This window comes from Mesorhizobium sp. M1D.F.Ca.ET.043.01.1.1, from assembly GCF_003952385.1.
Classification (GTDB): Bacteria; Pseudomonadota; Alphaproteobacteria; order Rhizobiales; family Rhizobiaceae; genus Mesorhizobium.
Genome location: NZ_CP034444.1, coordinates 1106655 through 1128646 on the forward strand (window position 1 = coordinate 1106655; position 21992 = coordinate 1128646).

The window sequence follows — 21992 nt, forward strand, 5'->3', positions numbered from 1 at the left end:
CGCGGACGATGGTGCCGCCATGACTGCCACCTCTCCCAACAATCCGTTCGACATCGCCGAGCTGCTGGCCTTCTACGCCAGCGCCGGCGTCGACGAGGCGCTGGAAGACGCGCCGATAAACCGCTTCGCCGAGGCCAGGCCTAAGCAAGCCGAGCGCTCGCCGGCTGCGGCCGCGCCCGCTCGCGAAACCAGGCACCAGGAGCGGCCGGCATCGGTTCCCGGCTTTGACGCAAGCCGGGCCGCGGAACGGCCGGCCGCATCAACCGGGCTGGACGCAAGCCAGGTGCCAGATGCGCCGAGGCGCCCGACGCTCACCACCGCGACGGTCCCCGACGAGGGGCAGATCATGCTCGCGCGGCAACTGGCGGCCAGCGCCTCGACACTTGACGAGCTGCGCCAGCACATGGCGGCCTTCGACGGCTGCAACCTCAAATTCACCGCCAAGAACCTGGTCTTCGCCGACGGCAACCCGAATGCCGACCTGATGCTGGTCGGCGAGGCGCCGGGCCGCGACGAGGACCTCGAAGGCCTGCCCTTCGTCGGCCGCTCGGGACGGCTGCTCGACCGCATGCTCGCCGCTATCGGCCTCGACCGGACTTCGGCCTACATCGCCAACGTCATCCCGTGGCGCCCGCCCGGCAACCGCACGCCGACGCCCCACGAGACGGAGATCTGCCGCCCGTTCATCGAAAGGCAGATCGAGCTGGTCAATCCGAAGGTGCTGGTCAATCTCGGCGGCCCGTCGGCCAAGACGCTGCTCAACACCACGGAAGGGATCCTCAGGCTGCGCGGCAACTGGCGTGTGCACACGACCGCGTCAGGCATAGCCATTCCCGCCATGCCGACGCTGCATCCGGCCTATCTCTTGCGCACGCCGGCGCACAAGAAGCTGGCCTGGCGGGATTTCCTCGAGGTGAAGGCGAAGCTGAGGGGGTTGGCGTGAGCCTCCCCTTCTCCCCTTGTGGGAGAAGGTGGATCGGCGCGCAGCGCCGAGACGGTTGAGGGGTGTTCCAGCGGAGTGAGAGGCTGGCGAACTTGCCGTCTCCTCCGGCGGCGCCAAGCTGGAGCACCCCTCATCCGTCGCCTTCGGCGACACCTTCTCCCACAAGGGGAGAAGGGGGAGCTATGACCTCCCAGGTAATTGAAATCCCTCCCTACCCGGCCTAGTCCTTCCCCCATGACCACATCCGAAATCTCCGCCGGCACCCTCATTCGCGAATGGCGCACGCGCCGGCGCATGAGCCAGCTCGATCTTGCCATGGAGGCCGATATTTCGCAGCGGCATCTCTCCTTCGTTGAAAGCGGCCGCGCTCAGCCGTCGCGCGAGATGGTGCTGCATCTGGCCGAGCAGCTTTCGATCCCGCTGCGCCAGCGCAACCAGCTCTTGCTCGCGGCGGGCTTCGCGCCAAGCTTCAGCGAGAGGCCGCTGACCGATGCGACGCTGGCGCCGGCGATGGCCGCGGTCGAGGCGGTGCTCCGGGGACACGAGCCCTTCCCAGCGCTCGCCGTCGACCGGCACTGGAACCTCGTTTCCGCCAACGCGGCGATCGGCCCGTTCCTGGCCGATGTCTCGGAGCCATCGCTGCTCAAGCCGCCGGTCAATGTGCTGAGGCTCAGCCTGCATCCGGGCGGCGTCGCGCCGCGCATCATCAATCTTGCCGAATGGCGGGCGCATCTGCTCGAGCGCCTCAAGCATCAGAACGACGCCACCGGCGATCCGGTGCTGATCGAGCTCGAGCAGGAGCTGCGCGCCTATCCGTCCGGGCTGAAGAGCAGCAGGCCGGCGCCGGTCGAGCCGAGCGGCATCGTGCATCCGCTGCGGCTCGCGCATGGCGACGCAGTGCTGTCCTTCATCAGCACGATCACCGTGTTCGGCACGCCGCTCGACGTCACGCTGTCGGAGCTGGCGATCGAGTCCTTCTTTCCCGCGGACGAGCAGACACGGACGGCGCTGGTGCGGCTGGCGAAGGAGCGGGCGACGTAGGCGTCTCGGCTAGACGCTGCTTTCAGACGTTCGGCGGGACAGCACCCCCCTCTGGCCTGCCGGCCATCTCCCCCGCAAGGGGGGAGATTAGCAGCTTTGCCGACGGCGCTCCTCCTGCAACGTGGGCGATTGGCGAAACCGCGGCTACATCCAATCTCCCCCCTTGCGGGGGAGATGTCAGGCAGGACAGAGGGGGGTGTGACGGAACTCGGCCTTTGCGGCTTTCTTTTTTTGAACAGTTCACCCCTGCGGCGGCGCGGCTCTCCTGGTACGCCTGCGCTCCAGGCCGAGCTGCCGCTCGCGCCAGATGATGAAGATGCCGGCGGCTACCACGATCACGCCGCCGATCAGCGTGTTGAGCGATGTCACGTCGCCGAAGACAAGATAGCCGATCACGACACCAAGGATCATCGAGGTGTATTCGAAAGGCGCCACGACGGAAGCCTCGGCGTGGCGGTAGGCGGCCGTCATCAGGATCTGGCCGAGCCCGCCGCAGAAGCCGGCCACGACAAGGAGCGCGGCCTGCATCGGCGTCAGCGCCTGCCAGCCGAAGGGCAGCGTGAGCAGCGCCAGCACGCTCGCCGTCGAGGAGAACCACAGCACGATCGTCGCCGTCTTCTCGGTCCGAACGAGATTGCGCACCAGAAGCATGGCGACGGCCGAGATCGCCGCGGCGATCAGCGCCGCCATGACGCCAAGCACCTCCTGGTCGTCGAGCGCCTCGTCGGAATTCAACAGCGTCAGCTCCGGCCAGGAGATGATGAGCACGCCGATGAGACCGACGGCGACAGCGCTCCAGCGATAGACGCGGATCGTCTCGCCGAGGAAGACCGAGGAGAACACCACGACCAGGAGCGGCTGGGCATAGTTCAACGTGATCGCTTCGGGGAGCGGCAGCCTGGTCAGCGCGAAGAAGCCGAGCCCCATGGCGCCGACGCCGACAAGGCCGCGCGCGACGTGGTTGAACGGCCGTTTCGTGGTGAAGGCCGTGCCCAGCTGTCGCTTGAAGGCCAGGAAGGCGACGATCGGGAAGATCGCGAAGAACGAACGGAAGAAGACGATCTGCCCGGCGGGCACGTCGCCGGCCGCCTTGATGCAGGTCTGCATGCCGACGAAGACCGCCACGGAGACGATCTTCAGCGCAATGCCGCGCAGCGTGTTGTGGCCGACGGCATGATCGACGGTCATCTTGCCTCGTGACGATGGTCGGAAACGAAGCCCAGAAATAGACCCTGGCGCGGTTTTGTCGAGTGACCGTTTCGTGTAAAGAGCGCGGACTTCAAAATTCTTGGGTCAGCAACCTCCGCTGTCCGCCCGAAATCGACAGGAAAACCGACGGAATGCGCACCGATACCGGCCATGTCTTCAAGCTTGAAGACTACCGCCCCAGCGACTATCTCATTCCGCGGACCAGCCTCGATTTCCGCCTGTCGCCGGATGCCACGCGCGTCACCGCCGTGCTCACCGTCGAGCGGCGCGAGGGCGTCGCCGCTTCCGCGCCGCTTGTGCTCGACGGCGACGGGCTGACGCTGCTCGGCGTCGCCATCGACGGGCAGCCCCTCTCACAGGCCGATTATCAGGCGACGCCGGACCAGTTGACCATTCCGGCGCCGCCGGCCAAGCAGCGCTTCGAGCTTCGTCTCGAGACCGAAATCGCGCCGTCCAGCAATGAAGCGCTGATGGGCCTCTATCGCTCCAACAACGTCTATTGCACGCAATGCGAGGCCGAGGGCTTTCGCCGCATCACCTATTTCCTCGACAGGCCGGACATCCTGTCGGTCTACACCGTGCGCATCGAGGCGCCGCACAACGAAGCGCCGCTGCTGCTGTCGAACGGCAATCCTGTCGAAAACGGTGTGCTGGCCGACGGCCGGCACTATGCCGTCTGGCACGACCCCTTCCCCAAGCCGTCCTACCTGTTTGCGCTCGTGGCGGGCGCGCTCGGCAAGGTGGCGGACAGCTTCACCACGCTGTCCGGCCGCGAGGTCGCGCTCGGCATCTATGTCGAGCCCGGCAAGGAGAGGCTCGCCGGCTACGCGATGGACGCGCTGAAGCGCTCGATGAAATGGGACGAGGACGCCTTCGGCCGCGAATACGACCTCGACGTCTTCAACATCGTCGCCGTCTCCGACTTCAACATGGGCGCGATGGAGAACAAGGGCCTCAACATCTTCAACGACAAATACGTGCTGGCCGACGAGGAGACGGCGACCGACGCCGACTTCGCCAATATCGAAGCGATCATCGCGCATGAATACTTCCACAATTGGACTGGCAACAGAATCACTTGCCGCGACTGGTTCCAGCTCTGCCTGAAGGAAGGGCTGACGGTTTACCGCGACCACGAATTCTCCGCCGACCAGCGTTCGCGGGCGGTCAAGCGCATCGCCGAGGTGCGCACGCTGCGCGCGCACCAGTTCCCCGAAGACCAGGGGCCGCTGGCGCACCCCGTGCGGCCGCGCCGGTACCGCGAGATCAACAACTTTTACACCGCCACCGTCTACGAGAAGGGCTCGGAGGTGGTGCGCATGATCCGCACCATCCTCGGTCCCGAACTCTTCCGCGCCGGCATGGACCTCTATTTCGAGCGGCATGACGGAGAGGCCGCGACCATCGAGGACTTCCTCAAGGTGTTCGAGGACGTTTCGGGCCGAGACCTCGCGCAGTTCGCGCTCTGGTACCACCAGGCCGGCACGCCGAACCTGACGGTGAGTTCCTCCTACAACGCCGCGGCCAAGGCCTTCACGCTGGAGATCGAACAGTCGGTGCCGCCGACGCCGTCGGAAAGCCGCAAGCGGCTGATGCACATTCCACTGGCCTTCGGCCTGGTCGGCGCCGGCGGCAAGCCCGTCGCCTGGGAAACCGTCGACGGCGCCACCGTCGAGGACGGCGTCATCCATGTCCGCAAGCGGCGGCACACGGTGCGCTTCTCAGGCGTCTCGGAGCGGCCTTCCGTGTCGCTCAACCGCGGCTTCTCGGCACCGATCACGCTGTCGGCACAGCAGAGGGCCGACGATCAGTTCTTCCTCGCCAGCCACGACGGCGACTCTTTCTCGCGCTGGCAGGCTTTCAACACGCTGCTTGCCGATGCGCTGATCGCGGCGTTCCGTCAGGTGCTGGGTGGCAAAGAGCCGGCCTTCGCAGCAAGGCTCGCCGAACTGGCCGGCAGGATCGCCGTCGACGAGGCGCTGGAGCCCGCCTATCGGGCGCTGGCGCTATCGCTGCCCGGCGAGGCCGACATCGCCCGCGACATCGGCAAGGGCATCGATCCCGACGCCATCTTTGCCGCGCGCGAAATGCTGGCGCGGACAATCGCCGCCGCAAACCGCGAGGTCTTCTCGGCGCTTTACGACAGCCTTGCAGACAAGGGGCCATTCACGCCCGACGCAGCAAGCGCCGGACGGCGGGCGCTGCGCAACATCCTGCTCGATTACCTATCGCTGTTGCCCGAGGGCGCGGCCCTTGCTGCGCGGCACTTCAACGCCGCTACCAACATGACCGACCGCGCCGCCGCGCTCACCGTGCTTGCGCACCGCCATGCGAACTCTCGTGAAGCGGAGGAGGCGCTGGCGGCCTTCGAAACAAGATATCGCGGCGATGCGCTGGTGCTCGACAAATGGTTCCAGATCCAGGCCGGCGTGCCCGGGCGGCAGACCGTCGAAAAGGTGCGCGCACTGATGCGGCACCCCGCCTTCTCGATCGCCAACCCGAACCGGGTGCGCTCGCTGATCGGCACCTTCTCCAGCGCCAACCAGACCGGCTTCCACCGGGCCGACGGCCAAGGCTACCGCTTCTTTGCGGAGACCGTGCTGGAAGTCGAGAAGCGCAATCCGCAGGTTGCGGCAAGACTGGCGACGGCGATGCGGTCCTGGCGCTCGCTGGAGACTGTCCGGCAGGACAAGGCAAGGCAGGCGCTCTTGCAGATCGCGAATGCCGAGAACCTGTCGGCGGATCTGCGGGATATCGTCGAGCGGACGCTGGCGTAGCGATGGAGCGCCAATCTCCCCCCTTGTGGGGGAGAGATCAGCTGTTTCGACGAATTTCAATCAACTTTTAATCTTTTTTGGCCGCGCCTCTGGACAAGGCGAATCACCTTTGATTCCTTAATGACGATTCGGGCGTGCGGCGTAGCCGGGTCGTCAAGTATGCGGCAAATCGGGGAGTGCCATTTATGGCCAAGACGGACGCGTGGGGCGCGCCCGGAGGGAAGGCTTTTGCGCGTCGCGAGGCAAGGGGCGACGGGCTTGCCGGCAATGCGCGCCTGATCGCCGAGCCCGCCTACCAGCGGCTGGTGGCGGCGGAGCCGCTGCTGCGCCGCTCGATCCCCGCGCTGATCATCATCTTCCTGATTGTCATCGCAGCACTTCGCTTCCTGTCGCTGGTGAACGACCGCGACGCGGTCGAACGCGACGCCAAAGCGGTGCTGGCTTTGGCCGCCGGCCAGATGGCGCAGGCGATCGCCGCCGACCCGAACGCGGCTGGCGCCAATGCCGTGGATCTCCTGGAAAACACCAGCCGCCAGGGCGCCATGGGCCGCAGCCATGTGCTGGCGATCACCGACGGCGCCTTCAAGATCATTGCGGTGTCGCCATTGTCGACCGGCTGGCAGGGGCGCTCGCTGGACAGCCTCGTGCTCGGCGGCCAGCCGCTGTTCATGTTCGGCAACCGCGCCGGCGTGATGGAAGTCAGCATCGGCGGGAAGGACTGGCTTGCCGCCGTCAGTCTCACAGGCGACCGCAAGAACGCCGCGGCGGCGCTGGTGCCCAAGGAGGCGATGTTCGACGGCTGGCGCAAGACGGTGTCGCTCAACGTCACGCTGTTCGTGCTGACGGCAGGCGTGCTGATCGTCATCCTCTATGCCTATTTCGGTCAGGCGGCGCGCGCCCAGGCAGCCGACCGCATCTATCTCGAGGCGCATCAGCGCATCGACATGGCGCTGGTGCGCGGCCGCTGCGGGCTGTGGGACTGGGACATGGTGCGCGGCAAGATGTACTGGTCGCGTTCGATGTACGACATGCTGGGCTATGAGCCCTGCGATACGATGCTGTCGTTCGGCGAGGTCGACGAGATCATCCATCCCGACGACGGCGATCTCTTCGAGCTCGCCAACCGCATCGTCGAGCGCGAGATCGACCATATCGACCAGGTGTTCCGCATGCGCCATGCCGACGGGCAGTGGGTGTGGATGCGCGCCCGCGCCCAGGTGATCGACCCGGAGGCGCCCGAGATCCAGCTGATCGGCATCGCCGTCGACGTTACCGAGCAGCGGCACCTGGCGCTGCGCTCTGAAGCGGCGGACATGCGGCTGAGGACCGCGATCGAGAACATCAACGAGTCCTTCGTGCTGTGGGATGCCGCCGAGCGGCTGATCATGTGCAACTCGAAATTTCAGAAGGACAACGGGCTCTCGGACCGCGACGTGGTGCCGGGCGCGACCCGCGACATGCTGGAGGAGCGCATGCTCGCCTTCGCCTCGGAGCGCAGGCTGGCCAATGCCAACGGTCCGCACGGAGGTGTGACGCTGGAGCGCCAGCTTGCCGACGGCCGCTGGCTGCAGGTCAACGAGCTCAGGACCAGGGACGGCGGAATCGTCTCGGTCGGCTCCGACATCACCCAGATCAAGCTGCACCAGGAAAAGCTGGTCGACAGCGAGCGCCGCCTGATGGCGACGATCCACGACCTCAGCCTGGCGCGCCGCGCCGAGGAGGAACGCGCCAAAGAGCTGGTCGAGCTCAACCGCAAATACATGAAGGAGACGGAGCGCGCCGAAGCGGCCAACCGGGCGAAGTCCGAATTCCTCGCCAACATGTCGCATGAATTGCGCACGCCGCTCAACGCCATCATCGGCTTCTCGGAACTGATGGAGCAGCGGCTGTTCGGGCCGCTGGGTTCCGAGCGCTACGAGGAATATGCCAGCGACATCAACGGCAGCGGCAAATATCTGCTCGGCGTCATCAACGACATACTCGACATGTCGAAGATCGAGGCCGGCCAGTTCTCGCTCGATCGCGAGGAGATCGACCTCTGCCCACTGATCAAGGAAACGGTTCGGGTCATCTCGCTGCAGGCGGCGGAAAAGTCGATCACCGTGGAGACTCGCATCGCCGACTCGATGCGGCTTTACGCCGACCGCCGCGCCATCAAGCAGATCGCCATCAACCTCTTGTCCAATGCAGTGAAGTTCACTGGACAGGGCGGCAAGATCACGGTCAGGGCGCGCAGCGCGTCGGGCGCGCTGGTTCTCACCATCGAGGACAATGGCTGCGGTATCCCGAAGCAGGCGCTGAGCAAGCTCGGGCGGCCGTTCGAGCAGGTGCAGAACCAGTTCTCGAAGAACCACACCGGCTCAGGCCTCGGCCTCGCTATATCGCGCTCGCTCGCCGAACTGCAGGGCGGCGCGCTGAAGATCCGCTCGACGGAAGGCGTCGGCACCATCGTGTCGGTGCGCATCCCGCTGAAGAAGTCGCCGCCCACGGTGAAGGCGGCGGCCTAAAGTCCGCCCGAAATTGCGAAACGTCGGCGAGACAGGGGGCGCGAGGGAGTGAGACGCAATCTAGAGCGTTTCAGCGATTCATAGAATCGCCGAACCGCTCCAAGTATTTGTTTTTACGCAATTCCGAACGGAAAACCGTTACACACTTTTCCTGGAATTGCTCTAGCCGCGCGAGGCCGCGTCCGCGCGAAGCAGAAAGTCGAAATCCTTGCGGACCTTCCGGGACGTCTCCTTGAGATGCGCTTCCAGCACGCCGAAAACCGGCAGGTCGGTGACCGCCAGAAGCAGATCCGAAAGCCCCGGCGGGACATCGTCGCGCTGGAACTCGCCGGTAAGGCAGAGCCTGATCATCTGGGTCAGCGCCAGATAGAGCCGCCAAGCCTCGCAAAGCTCCTGCCTGACATCGGCTGCAGCGAATCGCGGCGCAAGCCGCGCCAACACGTCCGCGGTCGCCGTCACCCGCCGACCAGGTTCGACAGCGCCGGTGATGACCGCGACCTGGGCGATGAATTCAAGGTCGATTAGGCCGCCCGGGATCAGCTTGATGTCCCAGAGGTCGCGCGGCGCCTTTTCCTTCTCGATCAGCGCGCGCATCTCGGAGGCTTCCGCCTTCACCTTGGCGCCGTCGCGCGGCTGGGCGAGCACCGCAGCGACATCACTTTCGACTTCGGCGCAGAATTCGGCATCGCCGCCGATGGCGCGTGCTCTGGCCAGCGCCATGTGCTCCCAGGTCCAGGCATCCTGGCGCTGGTACTTCTTGAAGGCGTCGACATGCGTGGCGACGGGCCCCTTGTTGCCGGAAGGACGCAGGCGCAGATCGAGCTCGTAGAGCACGCCCTCGGCCGTCGGCGCGGCGACGGCGGCGATCAGCCGTTGGGTCATGCGGGTGTAGTAATGCGAGGGTGCCAGCGGTTTCTCGCCGTCTGATTCCTCCGCATCCGCGTCGTGGTCGTAGAGCAGGATTAGGTCGACGTCGGATCCGGCGGTGAGCTCGCGGCTGCCGAGCTTGCCCATGCCGAGCAGCGCCACCCTGCCGCCTGCGATCCTGCCATGGCGCAGCGCGAACTCGGCAATGACCGCTTGAAGCGCCGCCTCGATGGTGAGATCGGCGAGGTCGGAGAAGGCGCGCCCTGCCCGCACGGGATCGATCGAGCCGGCAAGCAGGCGCATGCCGATCAGGAACTTCTGCTCGGAGGCCAAGATGCGCAGACGGTCGAGCACGTCCTCATAGGCGCGGTCGCCCTCGATAAAGGCGGCAAGCCTGGCCGAAAGATAGGCGCGGTCCGGCAGCTCGGTCAGCAGCGCCGGGTCGAGCAGGCCATCGAAGACATGCGGCCGGCGCGTGATGATGGCGGCGAGTCGCGGGGCGGCGCCCATGATCGTCGCCATGAGCTTGAGCAGCGCCGGATTCGACTGGAGCAGCGAGAAGAGCTGGATACCGGCAGGCAGACCGGCGAGGAACTCGTCGAAGCGGATCAGCGCCTCGTCGGCGCGGCGCGTCTGGCCGAAGGCTTGCAGCAGCGCCGGCGTCAGTTCCGTCAGTCGCTCGCGCGCTTCCGCGGACTGGGTGACGCGGTAACGGCCGAAATGCCAGCCGCGGATGACGCGGCAGATGTCGCTCGGCCGCTGGAAGCCGAGGCGATGCAAGGTCTGCAGCGTATCGGGATCGTCGACGTCGCCGGTGAAGACCAGGTTGCCGACGCCGGCCGACAGTTCGGGCGCCGTTTCGAACAGCGCCGCATAATGGCGTTCGACCTGGTGCAGCGAGGTGCGGAAGGCTTCCGCGAACGCCGCCTCGCCAGCAAAGCCCAGCATCAGCGCGATGCGCTCCAGCTCCTCGTCCTCTTCCGGCAGGATATGCGTCTGCTCGTCGGCCACCATCTGGATGGCGTGCTCGACACGGCGCAGGAACCAGTATTGCCGGGTCAGCGCATCGCGCGCGTCCGCCGTGATCCAGCCGCGCGCGGCGAGCGCGCCCAGCATCGGCACCGTCTCGCGGCCGCGCAGCTCCGGAAAGCGGCCGCCGGCAATCAGCTGCTGCGTCTGGACGAAGAACTCGATCTCGCGGATGCCGCCGCGGCCGAGCTTGACGTTGTGGCCCTTGACCGCGATCTCGCCATGGCCCTTGTGGGCATGGATCTGGCGCTTGATCGAATGGACGTCGGCGATCGCGGCATAGTCCATGTACTTGCGCCAGACATAGGGCTGCAATTCTTTGAGGAAGGCGGCGCCCGCCGCAAGGTCGCCCGCCACCGGCCGCGCCTTGATCATGGCGGCGCGCTCCCAGTTCTGGCCTCGCGCCTCGTAATAGCGCAGCGCCGCCTCGACCGGAATCGCCAGCGGCGTCGAGCCGGGATCGGGACGGAGCCTGAGATCGGTGCGGAAGACATAACCGTGCTCGGTGCGGTCCTGCAGGATGCGCACGAGGCGGCGGGTAAGGCGTGAGAACAGTTCAGTCGCGTCGAGCGGATCGATCACGGCCGGCGCCTCCGGATCGAAGAACACGACGAGATCGATATCGGAGGAGAAATTCAGCTCATGCGCGCCGAGCTTGCCCATGCCGAGCAGGATCCAGCCCGAGCCCCGCGCCGGGTCCTTTGGATCGGGCAGCTTGAGCTTGCCCTGCCCATGCGCGTCGAGCAGCAGGAAATCGACCGCGGCGCGCGTCGCGGCATCCGCGAGGACGCTCAGGCGGCGCACCGTCAGCGCGGCCTCGGCCTCGCCGGAAAGGTCGGCGAGCGCGATCAGGAAATGCGCTTCGGCCTTCCATTGCCGGAGTTCCATCATCAGGCTCGTTTGCGAAACAGTCTCGGCCCGCGCCGCGCGATCGATCGCCTTGCCGATCTCGTTGAGCCGCGCTTCGATCGTCTGGTCGAACAGCGTGTCGAGAATGGCCGGACGGCGGCGCGCCGTATCGCGAAGGAACGGCGACAGGTCGAAAATGGCGGCGAGCAGGTCCTGCAGCGGCCCCTCGCCGGCAAGGAACGTCGCCAGGCGGGTAAGGCCGTCTTCCTCGGCGGCGTCCGCGATCTCGGACAATTCCCGCCGGGCATGGTCGCCATCCAGCGGGCCAAGCGCCAGCGTCGGGCGGAGCTGCCATCCGGTCTCGATCTTTTTCTTTGCCATCCTCGTCGCCATCAATGTGTCTCCCGCGTCGGGAAGCTCATGACCACGGACAATCCGGGATTGGCGGGCACAAGATCAAGCCTGCCATTGTGGAAAGTCATGATCGCCTTGGCGAGGCTGAGGCCAAGGCCCGAACCCGGCTGCGAGCGGCTCTTTTCCAGCCGCACGAAGCGCTCGGTGGCCCTGGCGCGGTCGGTATCGTCGGGAATGCCATGGCCATTGTCGGTGACGGTGAGCTTGACCTCGCCGCCGGCGCGCGCCAGCGAGACCAGCACTTTCGGGCTCTCGGCGGCGCCGGTCGAGTATTTGATCGCGTTGTCGACGATGTTGGACAGCGCCTGGCCGATCAGCTCGCGGTTGCCGTTGATGGTGACGGCTTCCGCCACCGTCGCTTCCAACGCAACGCCCGCTTCCTCCGCAACCGGCTCGTAGAGCTCGACGACATCGCTCACCGTGGCGGCGAGGTCGACCGGACTGGTCGTCTCGGAGGAATAGCCGGCCTCCAGCCGCGAGATCATCAGGATGGCGTTGAAGGTCTTGATGAGCTGGTCGGACTCGGCGATCGTTCCCTCCAGCGCCTGGCGGTAGTCGGTCGTCTTGTGCTTGCCGGCGAGTGTCGCCTCGGCGCGGTTGCGCAGCCTGGTGAGCGGCGTCTTCAGGTCGTGGGCGATGTTGTCGGAGACCTGCTTCAGCCCCTCGTTCAGCGTGGCGATGCGGGCAAGCATCGTGTTGAGGTTTTCCGACAGGCGGTCGAATTCGTCGCCGGCGCCTGTCACCGGCAGCCGCCCGCTAAGGTCACCCCCCATGATGCGCCGGCTGGCGTCGGAGACGCTGTCGATGCGCTTCAGCGCGGCGCGCCCGACAAAGAACCAGATCAGGAGCCCGCCAAGGCCCATCATGCCCAGCGCCAGCATCAGCGACCGCTTGATGACGGCGCGGAAGCGTTCGGGTTCGCCGAGGTCACGGCCGACCAGCATGATCATCTGGTTGGGCAGCCGTAGCACCAGCGCAATCGCATTGTGGCCCTTCTCGCCTTCCGGCTGCGCGCTACTGTCGCCGGACTGGGGTGTCGTGCCCTGGTCCGTGGTCCCGCTGCGCAGGCGATCGAGCTCGCCTTCGCCGAAGCGCTGGTAGGAAAAGGGCTCGGTGGTCCAGCCCTCAGTCTCGATGACCCCCGGCGCCAGGCTCTGCACGTTGCCGGTCAGGATCTGGCCGTTGGTGTCGGCAATCAGATAAAGGTTGGCGCCGGGCTGGCGAGAGCGGTTTTCCACCACGCGCACCAGCACCGGCAGACCGCCGCGCTGGTAGGCCTGGGCGAGGCCCAGCACCTCGTCGTTGATGGTCTCCTGCGTCTGCGCGGTGAGCATGCGCGCCGACAGCGAGGTCATGTAGAAGACCAGCAGCACTGCGCAAAGCGCGAAAAGCAGGAGATAAAGCGCCGAAAGCCGGGCTGCCGTCGTCCTCATGATGGCCGGCAGGGAAAGGGCCATTTGCCGCTAGATCAGAATGACGATCGGTTGAATCGTCATTCTGATCTAACTCCTTGTTGTAGCATGACCTTCACCGAAAACCGGTTCCCACTTTCAGGGATCATGCTCTAGCCGCCTTTCAGCATGTAGCCGGCGCCGCGGATCGTGTGCAGGATCGGCTTGTCGAAGCCCTTCTCGATCTTGCCGCGCAGGCGCGAAACGTGAACGTCGATGACGTTGGTCTGCGGATCGAAATGATAATCCCAGACATTTTCCAGCAGCATGGTGCGCGTCACCACCTGGCCGGCATGGCGCATCAGATATTCGAGCAGGCGGAACTCGCGCGGCTGCAGCGTGATCTCGCGGCCGGCGCGCTTGACCGAATGGGAAAGTCGGTCGAGCTCGAGATCGCCGACACGGTAGACGGTCTCGGCCTCGCGGGCGCCGGCGCGGCGGTTGAGCACTTCGACGCGGGCGAGCAGTTCGGAAAAAGCGTAAGGCTTGGTCAGGTAATCGTCACCGCCGGCGCGCAAGCCGGTGACGCGGTCGTCGACCTCGCCCAGCGCCGACAGGATCAGCACCGGGGTGGTGTTGCCGCGCGAGCGGAGCGCTGCGATCACCGACAGGCCGTCGCGGCGCGGCATCATGCGATCGACCACCATCACGTCATAGTCGCCGGCGTCGGCCAGCGCGAAGCCGGTCTCGCCGTCGCCCGCGACATGGGCGGTGTGGCCCGCCTCGGCGAAAGCCTTCTTAAGGTAATCTGCTGCCTCGCGATCGTCTTCCATGACGAGAATCTTCATGGAACCTTTATACGCGATTTCATCGGAAGATTGAGGAGCAGCCATTGCCTTGGTCTTTCAGTTAAAGCGGCAGCGGGTGATGGGAAACCCGCTGCCGCCAGGAGCGAAACACGGTGACTGACTGACGTGCTCGGCCCCATGTTTTCCCGACGGCGGATCGGGGGTGTTGAAACCGCCGCTAGGAAAAGTCGCCAGAGCAATTCCAGGAAAAGCGTGAAGCGGTTTTCGGTCCGGAATTGCGTAGAACAAGGCGATAGAGCGGTTCTGCGTTTCCGTGAAACCGCTCTATCGGATCAGCCCTTGCCGACCGGCAGCGCGACGAAGCGGTTCGCGTCGTCGCGCGTGATCTGCATCAGCACGGCCTTGCGGCCCGACTTGGCGGCGTCCGTCATTGCCTTGGAGACGTCGTCGGTGGTGTTCACCTCGTTCGAGTTGATCGAGGTGATGACATCGCCGGGCTGGATGCCGCGGTCGGCCGCATCGCTGTCCGGGTCGACATCGGTGACAACCAGGCCCTTGCTGTTCTCCGACTTGGTGACGGTGAGGCCGAGATCGGCAAGCGTATCGGCCTTGGCCGGGGCCGCCTGCTTGTTTTTGTCGTCGTTCGAGGCCTGCTTGTCGCTCGAAGGCAGCGTGCCGAGATCGACCTTGACCGTCTCGTTCCTGCCGTTGCGCCAGACGGTGACATCGACCGACTTGCCGGGCTGATAGGCGCCGATCACGCGGGCGAGTTCCTTCGGCGAGGCGACATCCTTGCCGTCAACCTGGGTGATGACATCGCCGGCCGTGATGCCCGCCTTCTTGCCGGGGCCGGCATCCTGGGCGCTCGAAACCAGCGCGCCCTTGTCCGACTTCAGGCCGAGCGACTCGGCGATGTCGGAAGTGACCGGCTGGATCTCGACGCCGAGCCAGCCGCGTTGGACGGAGCCGTTCTTCATCAGGTCTTCGACGACCTGCTTGGCGGTCGAGGCCGGAATGTCGAAGGCGATGCCGACGCTGCCGCCCGAGGGCGAGAAGATGGCGGTGTTGATGCCGATCACCTGGCCGTTGAGGTTGAAGGTCGGACCGCCGGAATTGCCGCGATTGACCGAGGCGTCGATCTGGATGAAGTCGTCATAGGGTCCGGCGCCGATGTCGCGGCCGCGGGCCGAGACGATGCCCGCGGTGACGGTGCCGCCGAGGCCGAACGGGTTGCCGACGGCCACCACCCAGTCGCCGATGCGGATCTTGGAGTCGTCGGCGAAGTCGACATAGGTGAACTTGCCGCCGCCGTCGACCTTCAGCACGGCGAGGTCGGTACGCGGATCGGCGCCGATCAGCTTGGCGTCGAGCTCCTTGCCGTCATTGGTGACGACGGTGAAGTCCGAGCCTTCCGAGACGACGTGGTTGTTGGTGACGAGGTAGCCGTCTTCGGAAATGAAGAAGCCCGAGCCTTGGGCAACCGGGCGCGGCTCGCCATTGCCGTGGTTGCGATGACCGAAGGGCCGCATGCCGAACTGCTGGCCACCCTGATCGCCGAAGCCGCGGAACTCCTTGAAGAAGCGGCGCAGTTGCGGATTGTCGGGCAGGTTGTCGAAGCCGTCCTGGTCATCGGAGCCGTCGTCGGCCGTCGGCTGGATCTTGGCCTTGACCTTGACGCTGACGACCGCCGGCGAGACGCGCTCGACGACATCGGCGAAGCTCGGGACCTGCGGGGCCTCGACGCGCACGGCATCGGCCAGCACAGGGGCGGTGCCGGTTGCGAGCATGCCCGCGCCGACGGTACCAACGACCGCCAGGGAAGCGACGGCCGCCATCAGGCGCTTGCGGGTGCGGGAATATGAATTGGGGGCAATATTCATGGATTTCGTTTCCTCTTTCGAAGGGATGCGCTCGGGCGAAGCATCCTCGGGCAAGAGGATTAGACAGCCGCACATTACGGCGCCATTTCCGGTACATGAAAGTTTTGTAATGTGCCGGCGGCCGGACGGCGGCTCAGTCCCGATGCAGCATCTTGTCCAGCGCCGCCTGTTCCTCGGCGCTGAGGGTGCTGTCCGGCGCCGGCCGGCGCGAACGGGCGCTCAGCACGATGAAGATGCCGCCAGCCAGAAGCAGAAGCGCCGGCGTGCCCCACAACAGCGCGTTGCGCAGGCTGAAGCGCGGCTTCAACAGCACGAACTCGCCATAGCGCGAGACGATATAGTCCATCACCTGCTGGTCGGTGTCGCCGGCGACGAGGCGCTGGCGCACGAGGATGCGCAGGTCACGCGCCAGGTCGGCGTCGGATTCGTCGATCGACTGGTTCTGGCAGACCATGCAGCGCAGGCCTTCGGAGAGCGCGCGGGCGCGGGCCTCCAGCGCCGGATCGGCCAGCACCTCGTCAGGCTTCACCGCCTGGGCCGTACCGGCAAAGAGCAGAGCCAGCAGCAGGATCAGCGAGGCGAGCGAAAACCTGGCCTTCATGTCGGGCTCGCGATTACGGCTGCAGGCTTACGGCGGCTTGCCGGCGCGCCGACTCGCAGGCGGCGGTCGAACAGCGACATGGCGGCGCCCGCCATCATCACCAGCCCGCCGCCCCAGATCAGCGTCACCAGCGGCTTCCACCACAGACGCACGACGACGGAACCGTCATTGCCCTCGTCACCGAGCGACAGATAGAGCTGGCTCAAGCCCAGCGTCCTGATGCCGGACTCGGTCGTCACCGTCTGCCGCACTGGATAAAAACGCTTGGCGGAGGTGATTTCGCCATCGGCATTGCCGTCAGAGCCAATCAACTGAAAGCGGCCGCGATCCTCGGTGAAGTTCGGGCCTTTCCGCGGGGAGAGCCCTTCGAAGCGCAGTGTATGACCGGAGAGTTCCACCGTCTCGTCGGGGCGCATGGCGAGGATCTTCTCGGTGCCGAAGGACAGCGTGCCGACGATGCCGAGCAAGGTGAGCCCAAGACCAAGATGCGCAAGCGCGGTGCCGAAGACCGAGCGCGGCAGGCCGACAAAGCGCCGCAGCATGACCGTCGGCGCCACCGAGCCGATCCCCGACTTGACGGCGAGGTCGGTGAGCGCGCCGGCGACCAGCCATACGGCGAGGCCGACGCCAAGCGCGGCGAAGACAGAGGCGCCATCGATGAACAGGCCGGTGACCAGCACCGCGGCAAGCGCCAATGCGAAGGCAGCCATCAGGCGCTGGGAAGCGGCGACGACATCCCCGCGCTTCCAGGCCAGCAGCGGCCCGAACGGCACGATGGCCAGCAACGGCAGCATCAGCGGACCGAAGGTCAGGTCGAAGAACGGCGCGCCGACCGAGATCTTGCCGCCTGTGAGCGCTTCGAGCGCCAGCGGATAGAGCGTGCCGACGAGCACCGTCGCGGTGGCGGTAGTCAGGAAGAGGTTGTTGAGGACCAGCGCGCCCTCGCGCGAGATCGGGTGGAACAGACCGCCGGCCGTCAGCGTGGACGCGCGCAGCGCGAACAGCGCCAGCGAGCCGCCGATGAACAGCGTCAGGATGCAGAGGATGAAGACGCCGCGCGCGGGGTCGGTGGCGAAGGCATGAACCGAGGTGAGCACGCCGGAGCGCACCAGGAAGGTGCCGAGCAGCGACAGCGAGAAGGTGAGGATCGCAAGCAGCAGCGTCCAGATCTTCAGTGCCGAGCGCTTCTCCATGACGATCGCCGAATGAAGCAGCGCGGTGCCTGCGAGCCAGGGCATGAAGGAGGCGTTCTCGACCGGATCCCAGAACCAGAAGCCGCCCCAGCCGAGCTCGTAATAGGCCCAGTAGGAGCCCATGGCGATGCCGCCCGTCAAGAACATCCAGGCGACCAGGGTCCAGGGCCGCACCCAGCGCGCCCAGGAGGCGTCGATGCGGCCTTCGATGAGTGCCGCGACCGAGAAGGAGAAGCAGATCGAGAAACCGACATAGCCGAGATAGAGCAGCGGCGGATGGATGGCGAGGCCGAGGTCCTGCAGGATCGGGTTGAGGTCGCGGCCCTCGATCGGGGCCGGGTTCAGGCGGATGAAGGGATTGGACGTCGCCAGGATGAACAGGAAGAAGGCGGCGCCGATCATGCCCTGCACGGCAAGCACGTTGGCCTTGAGCGTCGCCGGCAGGTTCGAGCCGAAGGCAGCGACGAGCGCGCCGAAGAAGGTCAGGATCAGCACCCAGAGCAGCATCGAGCCCTCGTGGTTTCCCCAGGTGCCGGTGATCTTGTAGATCATCGGCTGCAGCGAGTGCGAATTCTCCCACACGCTCGCCACCGAGAAGTCGGAGCCGGCATAGGCAGTCGCCAACGCGGTGAAAGAGAGCGCGGTGAGCGCGAAGCCGGTGACCGCGACCGGACCGCCGACCGCCATCAGCCGCCGGTTGCCGGTGCGGGCGCCGACCAGCGGCATCAGCATCTGCACCAGCGACAGCGCGAAGGCGAGGACTAACGCGAAATGTCCGGTCTCAACCATTATTGACTCGCACTTTCCTGCCAGACGCCCTTGGCCTTCAGGCCGTCGGCGACCTCCTTCGGCATATAGCGCTCGTCATGCTTGGCTAAAACGCTGTCGGCGACGAAGACGCCGTCCGGGCCGAACGCTCCCTCGGTGATGACGCCCTGATCCTCACGGAAGAGGTCGGGCAGGATGCCGGTATAGGTGACCTTGACCGACTTCTGCTTGTCGGTGACCGAGAAGGCGACGGTGGCGCCCTCGCCGCGCACGATCGTGCCCTTCTCCACCAGGCCGCCGAGGCGGATGCGCTGCCCAGGCTCAACGGTTGCGGTGGCGAGATCTGCCGGCATGTAGAAATAGGAGGCCTTCTGGCCGAGCGCATAGAAGGTGAGCCCGGTGGCGGCGGCCAGGAAAGCCAGCCCCGCCACGATCACCGACAATCGCTTCTGCTTGCGCGTCATGTCCTACTCCGTCGCCGTCACGCCGAGGGAGGCGGCAAAGGCGGTGAATTTTTTTGCCTGCTCGCTATCGGCGCCGAAGGCGGCAACAGCTCGGCCGAGCGCGTCGCGCGCCTGGTCGGCCTTGCCGAGCACGACATAGGAACGAATGAGCCGCATCCATCCTTCCTCGTCGCGCGGATTTTGCTTCAGCCTGTCGTCGAGGCCGGCGACCATGGTTTCGATCATCGCCTGCCGGTCCTGCGGCGACATCTGCTGCGCCGCCTCGACCTGACCGGCATCCGGGCCGTTCGCCGGCTTGCCGGCCGCGACCGCCGGCTCGGCCGTTTCGGCAAGCGCCTGCTGGACGGCGCTGCGCCAGGGCGAATTCGGCGAAAGCTGGCCGAGCATCTTCTGCCAGGCAGCCGCGGCTTCGGTCTTCCTGCCTTCCTGGGCGAGGCCCATCGCCAGATAGAAGCTTGCCTTGGCATTGGCGGGATCGAGCTTCAAGGCCGCGTCGAAGGCGCCTTGAGCATCGGCCGTGACGATGCCGCCGGCGGCGTTGGCGATCGCCTCGCCGAGGCCGGCCTGGCGGACGGCGCTGTCGCCGTCGAGGCGGATGGCGTTGCGATAGGCTGTGACGGCGTCGGTGTAGCGCTGCAGGCGCAGGTAGACAGGCGCCAGCACGTCCCATCCCTTGCCGTCCGAAGGATTGGCGGCGAGATGGGCCTCGGCGCGCGCGACCAGTTCATCCACCGAGGAATCGGCCGGGTTCTTGGCGAGCCGTTCGGCCAGCGGCTGCGAGGGCAGATCCGGCGAGCCGAGTGTGCCGTAGAGCCCCCAGCTTACCAGCGGCACCGCCAGCACGGCGGCGGTGGCGACCAGCCTTGCGGCGCGCGAGGGGCGCGGCGCTTCCTTGCCGGGCTGGCTAGTCGAGCCGAGACGCAGGATGCGGCGGCCGATCTCGGCGCGGGCCTCCTCGGCCTCGCCCGGCTGGATCAAGCCGCGCGCCATGTCGCGATCCAGCTCCGAAAGCTGGTCGCGATAGACTTCGAGGTCGTGGTCGCCGGCCGCCGACGCACCTTTCGTGCCGCCGGCCAACGGCAAAAGCACCGCCAGGCTGGCGCCCAGCGTGAGGATTGCGGCTATGACCCAGAACAGCATGGCTATTCCAATAAAGGCAGAGCCCTGCCCTGCCAACACAAGCATACTGCGACGCTTTGACGGCAGACGCGAAGCACGGCCTTGATCGATATCAAATGCCGGCTGTTGCCTGACTTAAGTCAGCGGCGTCCAGCTGCCGTCGGCATTGCGGCAGGCGGTGCCACGCGCCGTGACCCCCGCGCCGCTCGTGTAGACGGTGTGGGTGTACTGGCGGCAGTCCTGCGAGCCGACCCGATAAGGCTGGGCGGCAACGACCTCGCCATAATGGGTCGAGCTGTCGCCCTTCCACGTCACCTTCTGGCCGCTGGCGTTATATTCCAGCGCCTTGTACTCGGCCTCAAGACCCTTGCGCTTCTCGGCATCGCTCAGACCCGAACCGATCGAGCCGCCGATGAGCCCGCCATTCATGGCCGCGACGATGCTGGTTCCAACCTTGCCGGCGGCCGGCGGCGTGGCGACGGGCGTGACCGGCGAGGTCGGACCGCCCCTGCCCAGCGTGGTGCAGCCCGAAACGGCCATCAGGGCGGAAACGAGCGCGACGCGAATCTTCATGCCAGCAACCGGTTCTCTTGAGCGAAATGGACTTGTTGAGCGAAATGGACTTCTTGAGCGAAATGAACTGGGGGCCGCGCCGTCCGGGAGGACGGCAAGCCCATAGTGTTGATGTTTGTCGGAAATTTGGCTGCAGCCAGCCGCACGCAAATCGATAAAAAACATTACTGAAGGCTCCGCAATCTCACCACCGCCCTCAAGCCGCCCATGCCTGACCGTTCCAGCGCCAAGGCGCCTCCATACTCGTTGACGAGATCAGCGACAATGGCCAATCCGAGCCCCGTTCCCGGCTTCGTCTCGTCCAGTCTCTTGCCACGCTTCAACACTTCCCGCGCGCTGTCCTCAGGGATGCCGGGGCCGTCATCCTCTACAACGATTTCGAACAGGTTGGCGCTTCCGGCAACAGCGGCAACCGAGACCGCGACGGCGCTCTTTGCCCATTTCATGGCATTGTCGAGCAGATTGCCGAGCAATTCCTCCAGATCCTCGCGCTCGCCGGCAAAGACGATCTCGGCGGGCGGCGGCGACAGCGTCATCTTCGTCCGCGGGTTGAGCTTTTGCAGCACCCGCACCATGCGCTCGACCAATGGCTTCACCGGCGTGCGGAAGACGACGCTGTCGCGCTGGGCGGCGACGCGGGCGCGCTGCAGATAATGGTCCACCTGCTTCTGCATCGAGGCCGCCTGCTCGGCAATGAGCTGGCCCTTGGCACCGCCGAGCGCGCGACCCTCGTTGATCAAGACGGCCAGCGGCGTCTTCAGCGAATGGGCGAGGTTGCCGACCTGAGTTCGGGAGCGCTCGACGATGCGCTTGTTGTTCTCGATCAGCGCGTTGGTCTCACTGGCCAAGGGCTCGATCTCGGCGGGGAAGCGTCCGTCGAGCCGCTGCGCCGTGCCCTCGCGCACCATGGCGAGCGCATTGCGCACCCGGCGCAAGGGCTGCAGGCCGAGCAGGATGGCGATGGCGTTGATGGCGATCATGCCGACGCCGAACAGCGACAGATAGGTAAGCAGCCGGCGCTGGAAGCTGCCGATCTCCCGCTCCAGCTCACTGTGGTTGCCCATGACGCGGAAGCGCGCGGCGCGGTTCTTGGCATCGAGCACGAACTCGCTCTCGAAGACTTCGAGCTCCTCGCCCTTGATGCCCTCGGTCGCGTAGCTGCGCTGGAAATTCGCGTTGAAGGGCACCTCGGCGACGCTTGGCGACAGGATCGAGGTTGTCATCGAGGAGGAATGGATTTCGCCGTGGACGTCTTCGGATGCCGGCTCGACGGACCAGTACCAGCCGGAATTCGGCTCGGAGAAGCGCAGGTCGCCAAGGTCGGGCGAGCCGGTGAGCGCGCCGCTGTCGGAAATGCCCACGGAGCCGATCAGGTTGAACAGATGCGCCGAAAGCAGGCTGTCGAAGCCGCGCTCGCTGGCCTGCCGATAGAGCGTGGTGATGAGGGTGAAGATGACGATGAGCGTCAGGATCGCCCAGACCGTCGAAAAAGCGATGACGCGGAAGGTCAGCGAGCGCGGCCAGAGCCGCAGCCTTGAAAGCCACGTTCCCATCGTCG

15 protein-coding genes are annotated in these 21992 nt (G+C 65.9%); 4 read left to right on the forward strand and 11 right to left on the reverse strand.

What is annotated here, in order from left to right; translation table 11 throughout:
- Window positions 1-19 precede the first annotated feature (19 nt).
- Window positions 20-943 (forward strand): uracil-DNA glycosylase, encoded by a 924-nt coding sequence (locus EJ067_RS05810; RefSeq protein WP_126089507.1) that lies wholly within the window; start codon window positions 20-22, stop codon window positions 941-943.
- Between the two features lie 234 nt (window positions 944-1177).
- Complete coding sequence (locus EJ067_RS05815; RefSeq protein ID WP_126085087.1) at window positions 1178-1984, forward strand: helix-turn-helix transcriptional regulator; 807 nt, start codon at window positions 1178-1180, stop codon at window positions 1982-1984.
- Window positions 1985-2224: 240 nt separating this feature from the next.
- On the opposite strand, the gene EJ067_RS05825 is transcribed toward EJ067_RS05815, so the two are convergent.
- Window positions 2225-3172, reverse strand: a complete 948-nt coding sequence (locus EJ067_RS05825; RefSeq protein WP_126085089.1) for a DMT family transporter — start codon at window positions 3170-3172, stop codon at window positions 2225-2227.
- Between the two features lie 152 nt (window positions 3173-3324).
- Between EJ067_RS05825 and pepN the strand changes: the two genes are divergently transcribed.
- On the forward strand, window positions 3325-5970 hold the full coding sequence (gene pepN / locus EJ067_RS05830; protein ID WP_126085090.1) for an aminopeptidase N: 2646 nt from the start codon (window positions 3325-3327) through the stop codon (window positions 5968-5970).
- A 185-nt stretch (window positions 5971-6155) separates the two neighbouring features.
- Entirely contained in the window at window positions 6156-8477 is a 2322-nt protein-coding gene (locus EJ067_RS05835; RefSeq protein ID WP_126085091.1) for a PAS domain-containing sensor histidine kinase, read from the forward strand.
- A gap of 162 nt (window positions 8478-8639) precedes the next feature.
- Here EJ067_RS05835 and EJ067_RS05840 read toward each other — a convergent pair whose 3' ends face one another.
- The 10 genes from EJ067_RS05840 to EJ067_RS05885 form a co-directional block, all read right to left on the reverse strand.
- Window positions 8640-11615, reverse strand: coding sequence for a bifunctional [glutamine synthetase] adenylyltransferase/[glutamine synthetase]-adenylyl-L-tyrosine phosphorylase (locus EJ067_RS05840; RefSeq protein ID WP_189510428.1), 2976 nt, complete (start codon window positions 11613-11615; stop codon window positions 8640-8642).
- A complete protein-coding gene (locus tag EJ067_RS05845; RefSeq protein WP_126085093.1) occupies window positions 11615-13093 on the reverse strand; it encodes a HAMP domain-containing sensor histidine kinase in 1479 nt (492 codons plus the stop codon). The genes EJ067_RS05840 and EJ067_RS05845 overlap by 1 nt, the downstream gene beginning before the upstream one ends.
- A gap of 107 nt (window positions 13094-13200) precedes the next feature.
- On the reverse strand, window positions 13201-13875 hold the full coding sequence (locus EJ067_RS05850; RefSeq protein ID WP_126085094.1) for a response regulator transcription factor: 675 nt from the start codon (window positions 13873-13875) through the stop codon (window positions 13201-13203).
- A gap of 293 nt (window positions 13876-14168) precedes the next feature.
- Window positions 14169-15716 carry a Do family serine endopeptidase gene (locus EJ067_RS05855; protein WP_126085095.1) on the reverse strand — a complete coding sequence of 516 codons (1548 nt, stop codon included), beginning with the start codon at window positions 15714-15716 and terminating at the stop codon, window positions 14169-14171.
- A 133-nt stretch (window positions 15717-15849) separates the two neighbouring features.
- On the reverse strand, window positions 15850-16317 hold the full coding sequence (locus EJ067_RS05860; RefSeq protein WP_126085096.1) for a cytochrome c-type biogenesis protein: 468 nt from the start codon (window positions 16315-16317) through the stop codon (window positions 15850-15852).
- On the reverse strand, window positions 16314-18299 hold the full coding sequence (locus tag EJ067_RS05865) for a heme lyase CcmF/NrfE family subunit (RefSeq protein WP_126085097.1): 1986 nt from the start codon (window positions 18297-18299) through the stop codon (window positions 16314-16316). Before EJ067_RS05865 ends, EJ067_RS05860 begins: the two co-directional genes overlap by 4 nt.
- Complete coding sequence (ccmE, locus tag EJ067_RS05870) at window positions 18299-18742, reverse strand: cytochrome c maturation protein CcmE (protein ID WP_126085098.1); 444 nt, start codon at window positions 18740-18742, stop codon at window positions 18299-18301. The genes EJ067_RS05865 and ccmE overlap by 1 nt, the downstream gene beginning before the upstream one ends.
- Window positions 18743-18745: 3 nt before the next feature.
- On the reverse strand, window positions 18746-19882 hold the full coding sequence (gene ccmI / locus EJ067_RS05875) for a c-type cytochrome biogenesis protein CcmI (RefSeq protein WP_126085099.1): 1137 nt from the start codon (window positions 19880-19882) through the stop codon (window positions 18746-18748).
- Between the two features lie 114 nt (window positions 19883-19996).
- Entirely contained in the window at window positions 19997-20434 is a 438-nt protein-coding gene (locus EJ067_RS05880) for a hypothetical protein (RefSeq protein WP_126085100.1), read from the reverse strand.
- Between the two features lie 164 nt (window positions 20435-20598).
- Window positions 20599-21987 (reverse strand): ATP-binding protein, encoded by a 1389-nt coding sequence (locus EJ067_RS05885; RefSeq protein WP_126085101.1) that lies wholly within the window; start codon window positions 21985-21987, stop codon window positions 20599-20601.
- Window positions 21988-21992: the final 5 nt, after the last annotated feature.

Bases quoted from the DNA above. Each gene is read 5' to 3' on its own strand.
- EJ067_RS05810 (WP_126089507.1), top strand. From the start codon at position 20: ATGACTGCCACCTCTCCCAACAATCCGTTCGACATCGCCGAGCTGCTG.
- EJ067_RS05815 (WP_126085087.1), top strand. From the start codon at position 1,178: ATGACCACATCCGAAATCTCCGCCGGCACCCTCATTCGCGAATGGCGC.
- EJ067_RS05825 (WP_126085089.1), bottom strand. From the start codon at position 3,172: ATGACCGTCGATCATGCCGTCGGCCACAACACGCTGCGCGGCATTGCG.
- pepN (WP_126085090.1), top strand. From the start codon at position 3,325: ATGCGCACCGATACCGGCCATGTCTTCAAGCTTGAAGACTACCGCCCC.
- EJ067_RS05835 (WP_126085091.1), top strand. From the start codon at position 6,156: ATGGCCAAGACGGACGCGTGGGGCGCGCCCGGAGGGAAGGCTTTTGCG.
- EJ067_RS05840 (WP_189510428.1), bottom strand. From the start codon at position 11,615: ATGGCGACGAGGATGGCAAAGAAAAAGATCGAGACCGGATGGCAGCTC.
- EJ067_RS05845 (WP_126085093.1), bottom strand. From the start codon at position 13,093: ATGGCCCTTTCCCTGCCGGCCATCATGAGGACGACGGCAGCCCGGCTT.
- EJ067_RS05850 (WP_126085094.1), bottom strand. From the start codon at position 13,875: ATGAAGATTCTCGTCATGGAAGACGATCGCGAGGCAGCAGATTACCTT.
- EJ067_RS05855 (WP_126085095.1), bottom strand. From the start codon at position 15,716: ATGAATATTGCCCCCAATTCATATTCCCGCACCCGCAAGCGCCTGATG.
- EJ067_RS05860 (WP_126085096.1), bottom strand. From the start codon at position 16,317: ATGAAGGCCAGGTTTTCGCTCGCCTCGCTGATCCTGCTGCTGGCTCTG.
- EJ067_RS05865 (WP_126085097.1), bottom strand. From the start codon at position 18,299: ATGGTTGAGACCGGACATTTCGCGTTAGTCCTCGCCTTCGCGCTGTCG.
- ccmE (WP_126085098.1), bottom strand. From the start codon at position 18,742: ATGACGCGCAAGCAGAAGCGATTGTCGGTGATCGTGGCGGGGCTGGCT.
- ccmI (WP_126085099.1), bottom strand. From the start codon at position 19,882: ATGCTGTTCTGGGTCATAGCCGCAATCCTCACGCTGGGCGCCAGCCTG.
- EJ067_RS05880 (WP_126085100.1), bottom strand. From the start codon at position 20,434: ATGAAGATTCGCGTCGCGCTCGTTTCCGCCCTGATGGCCGTTTCGGGC.
- EJ067_RS05885 (WP_126085101.1), bottom strand. From the start codon at position 21,987: ATGGGAACGTGGCTTTCAAGGCTGCGGCTCTGGCCGCGCTCGCTGACC.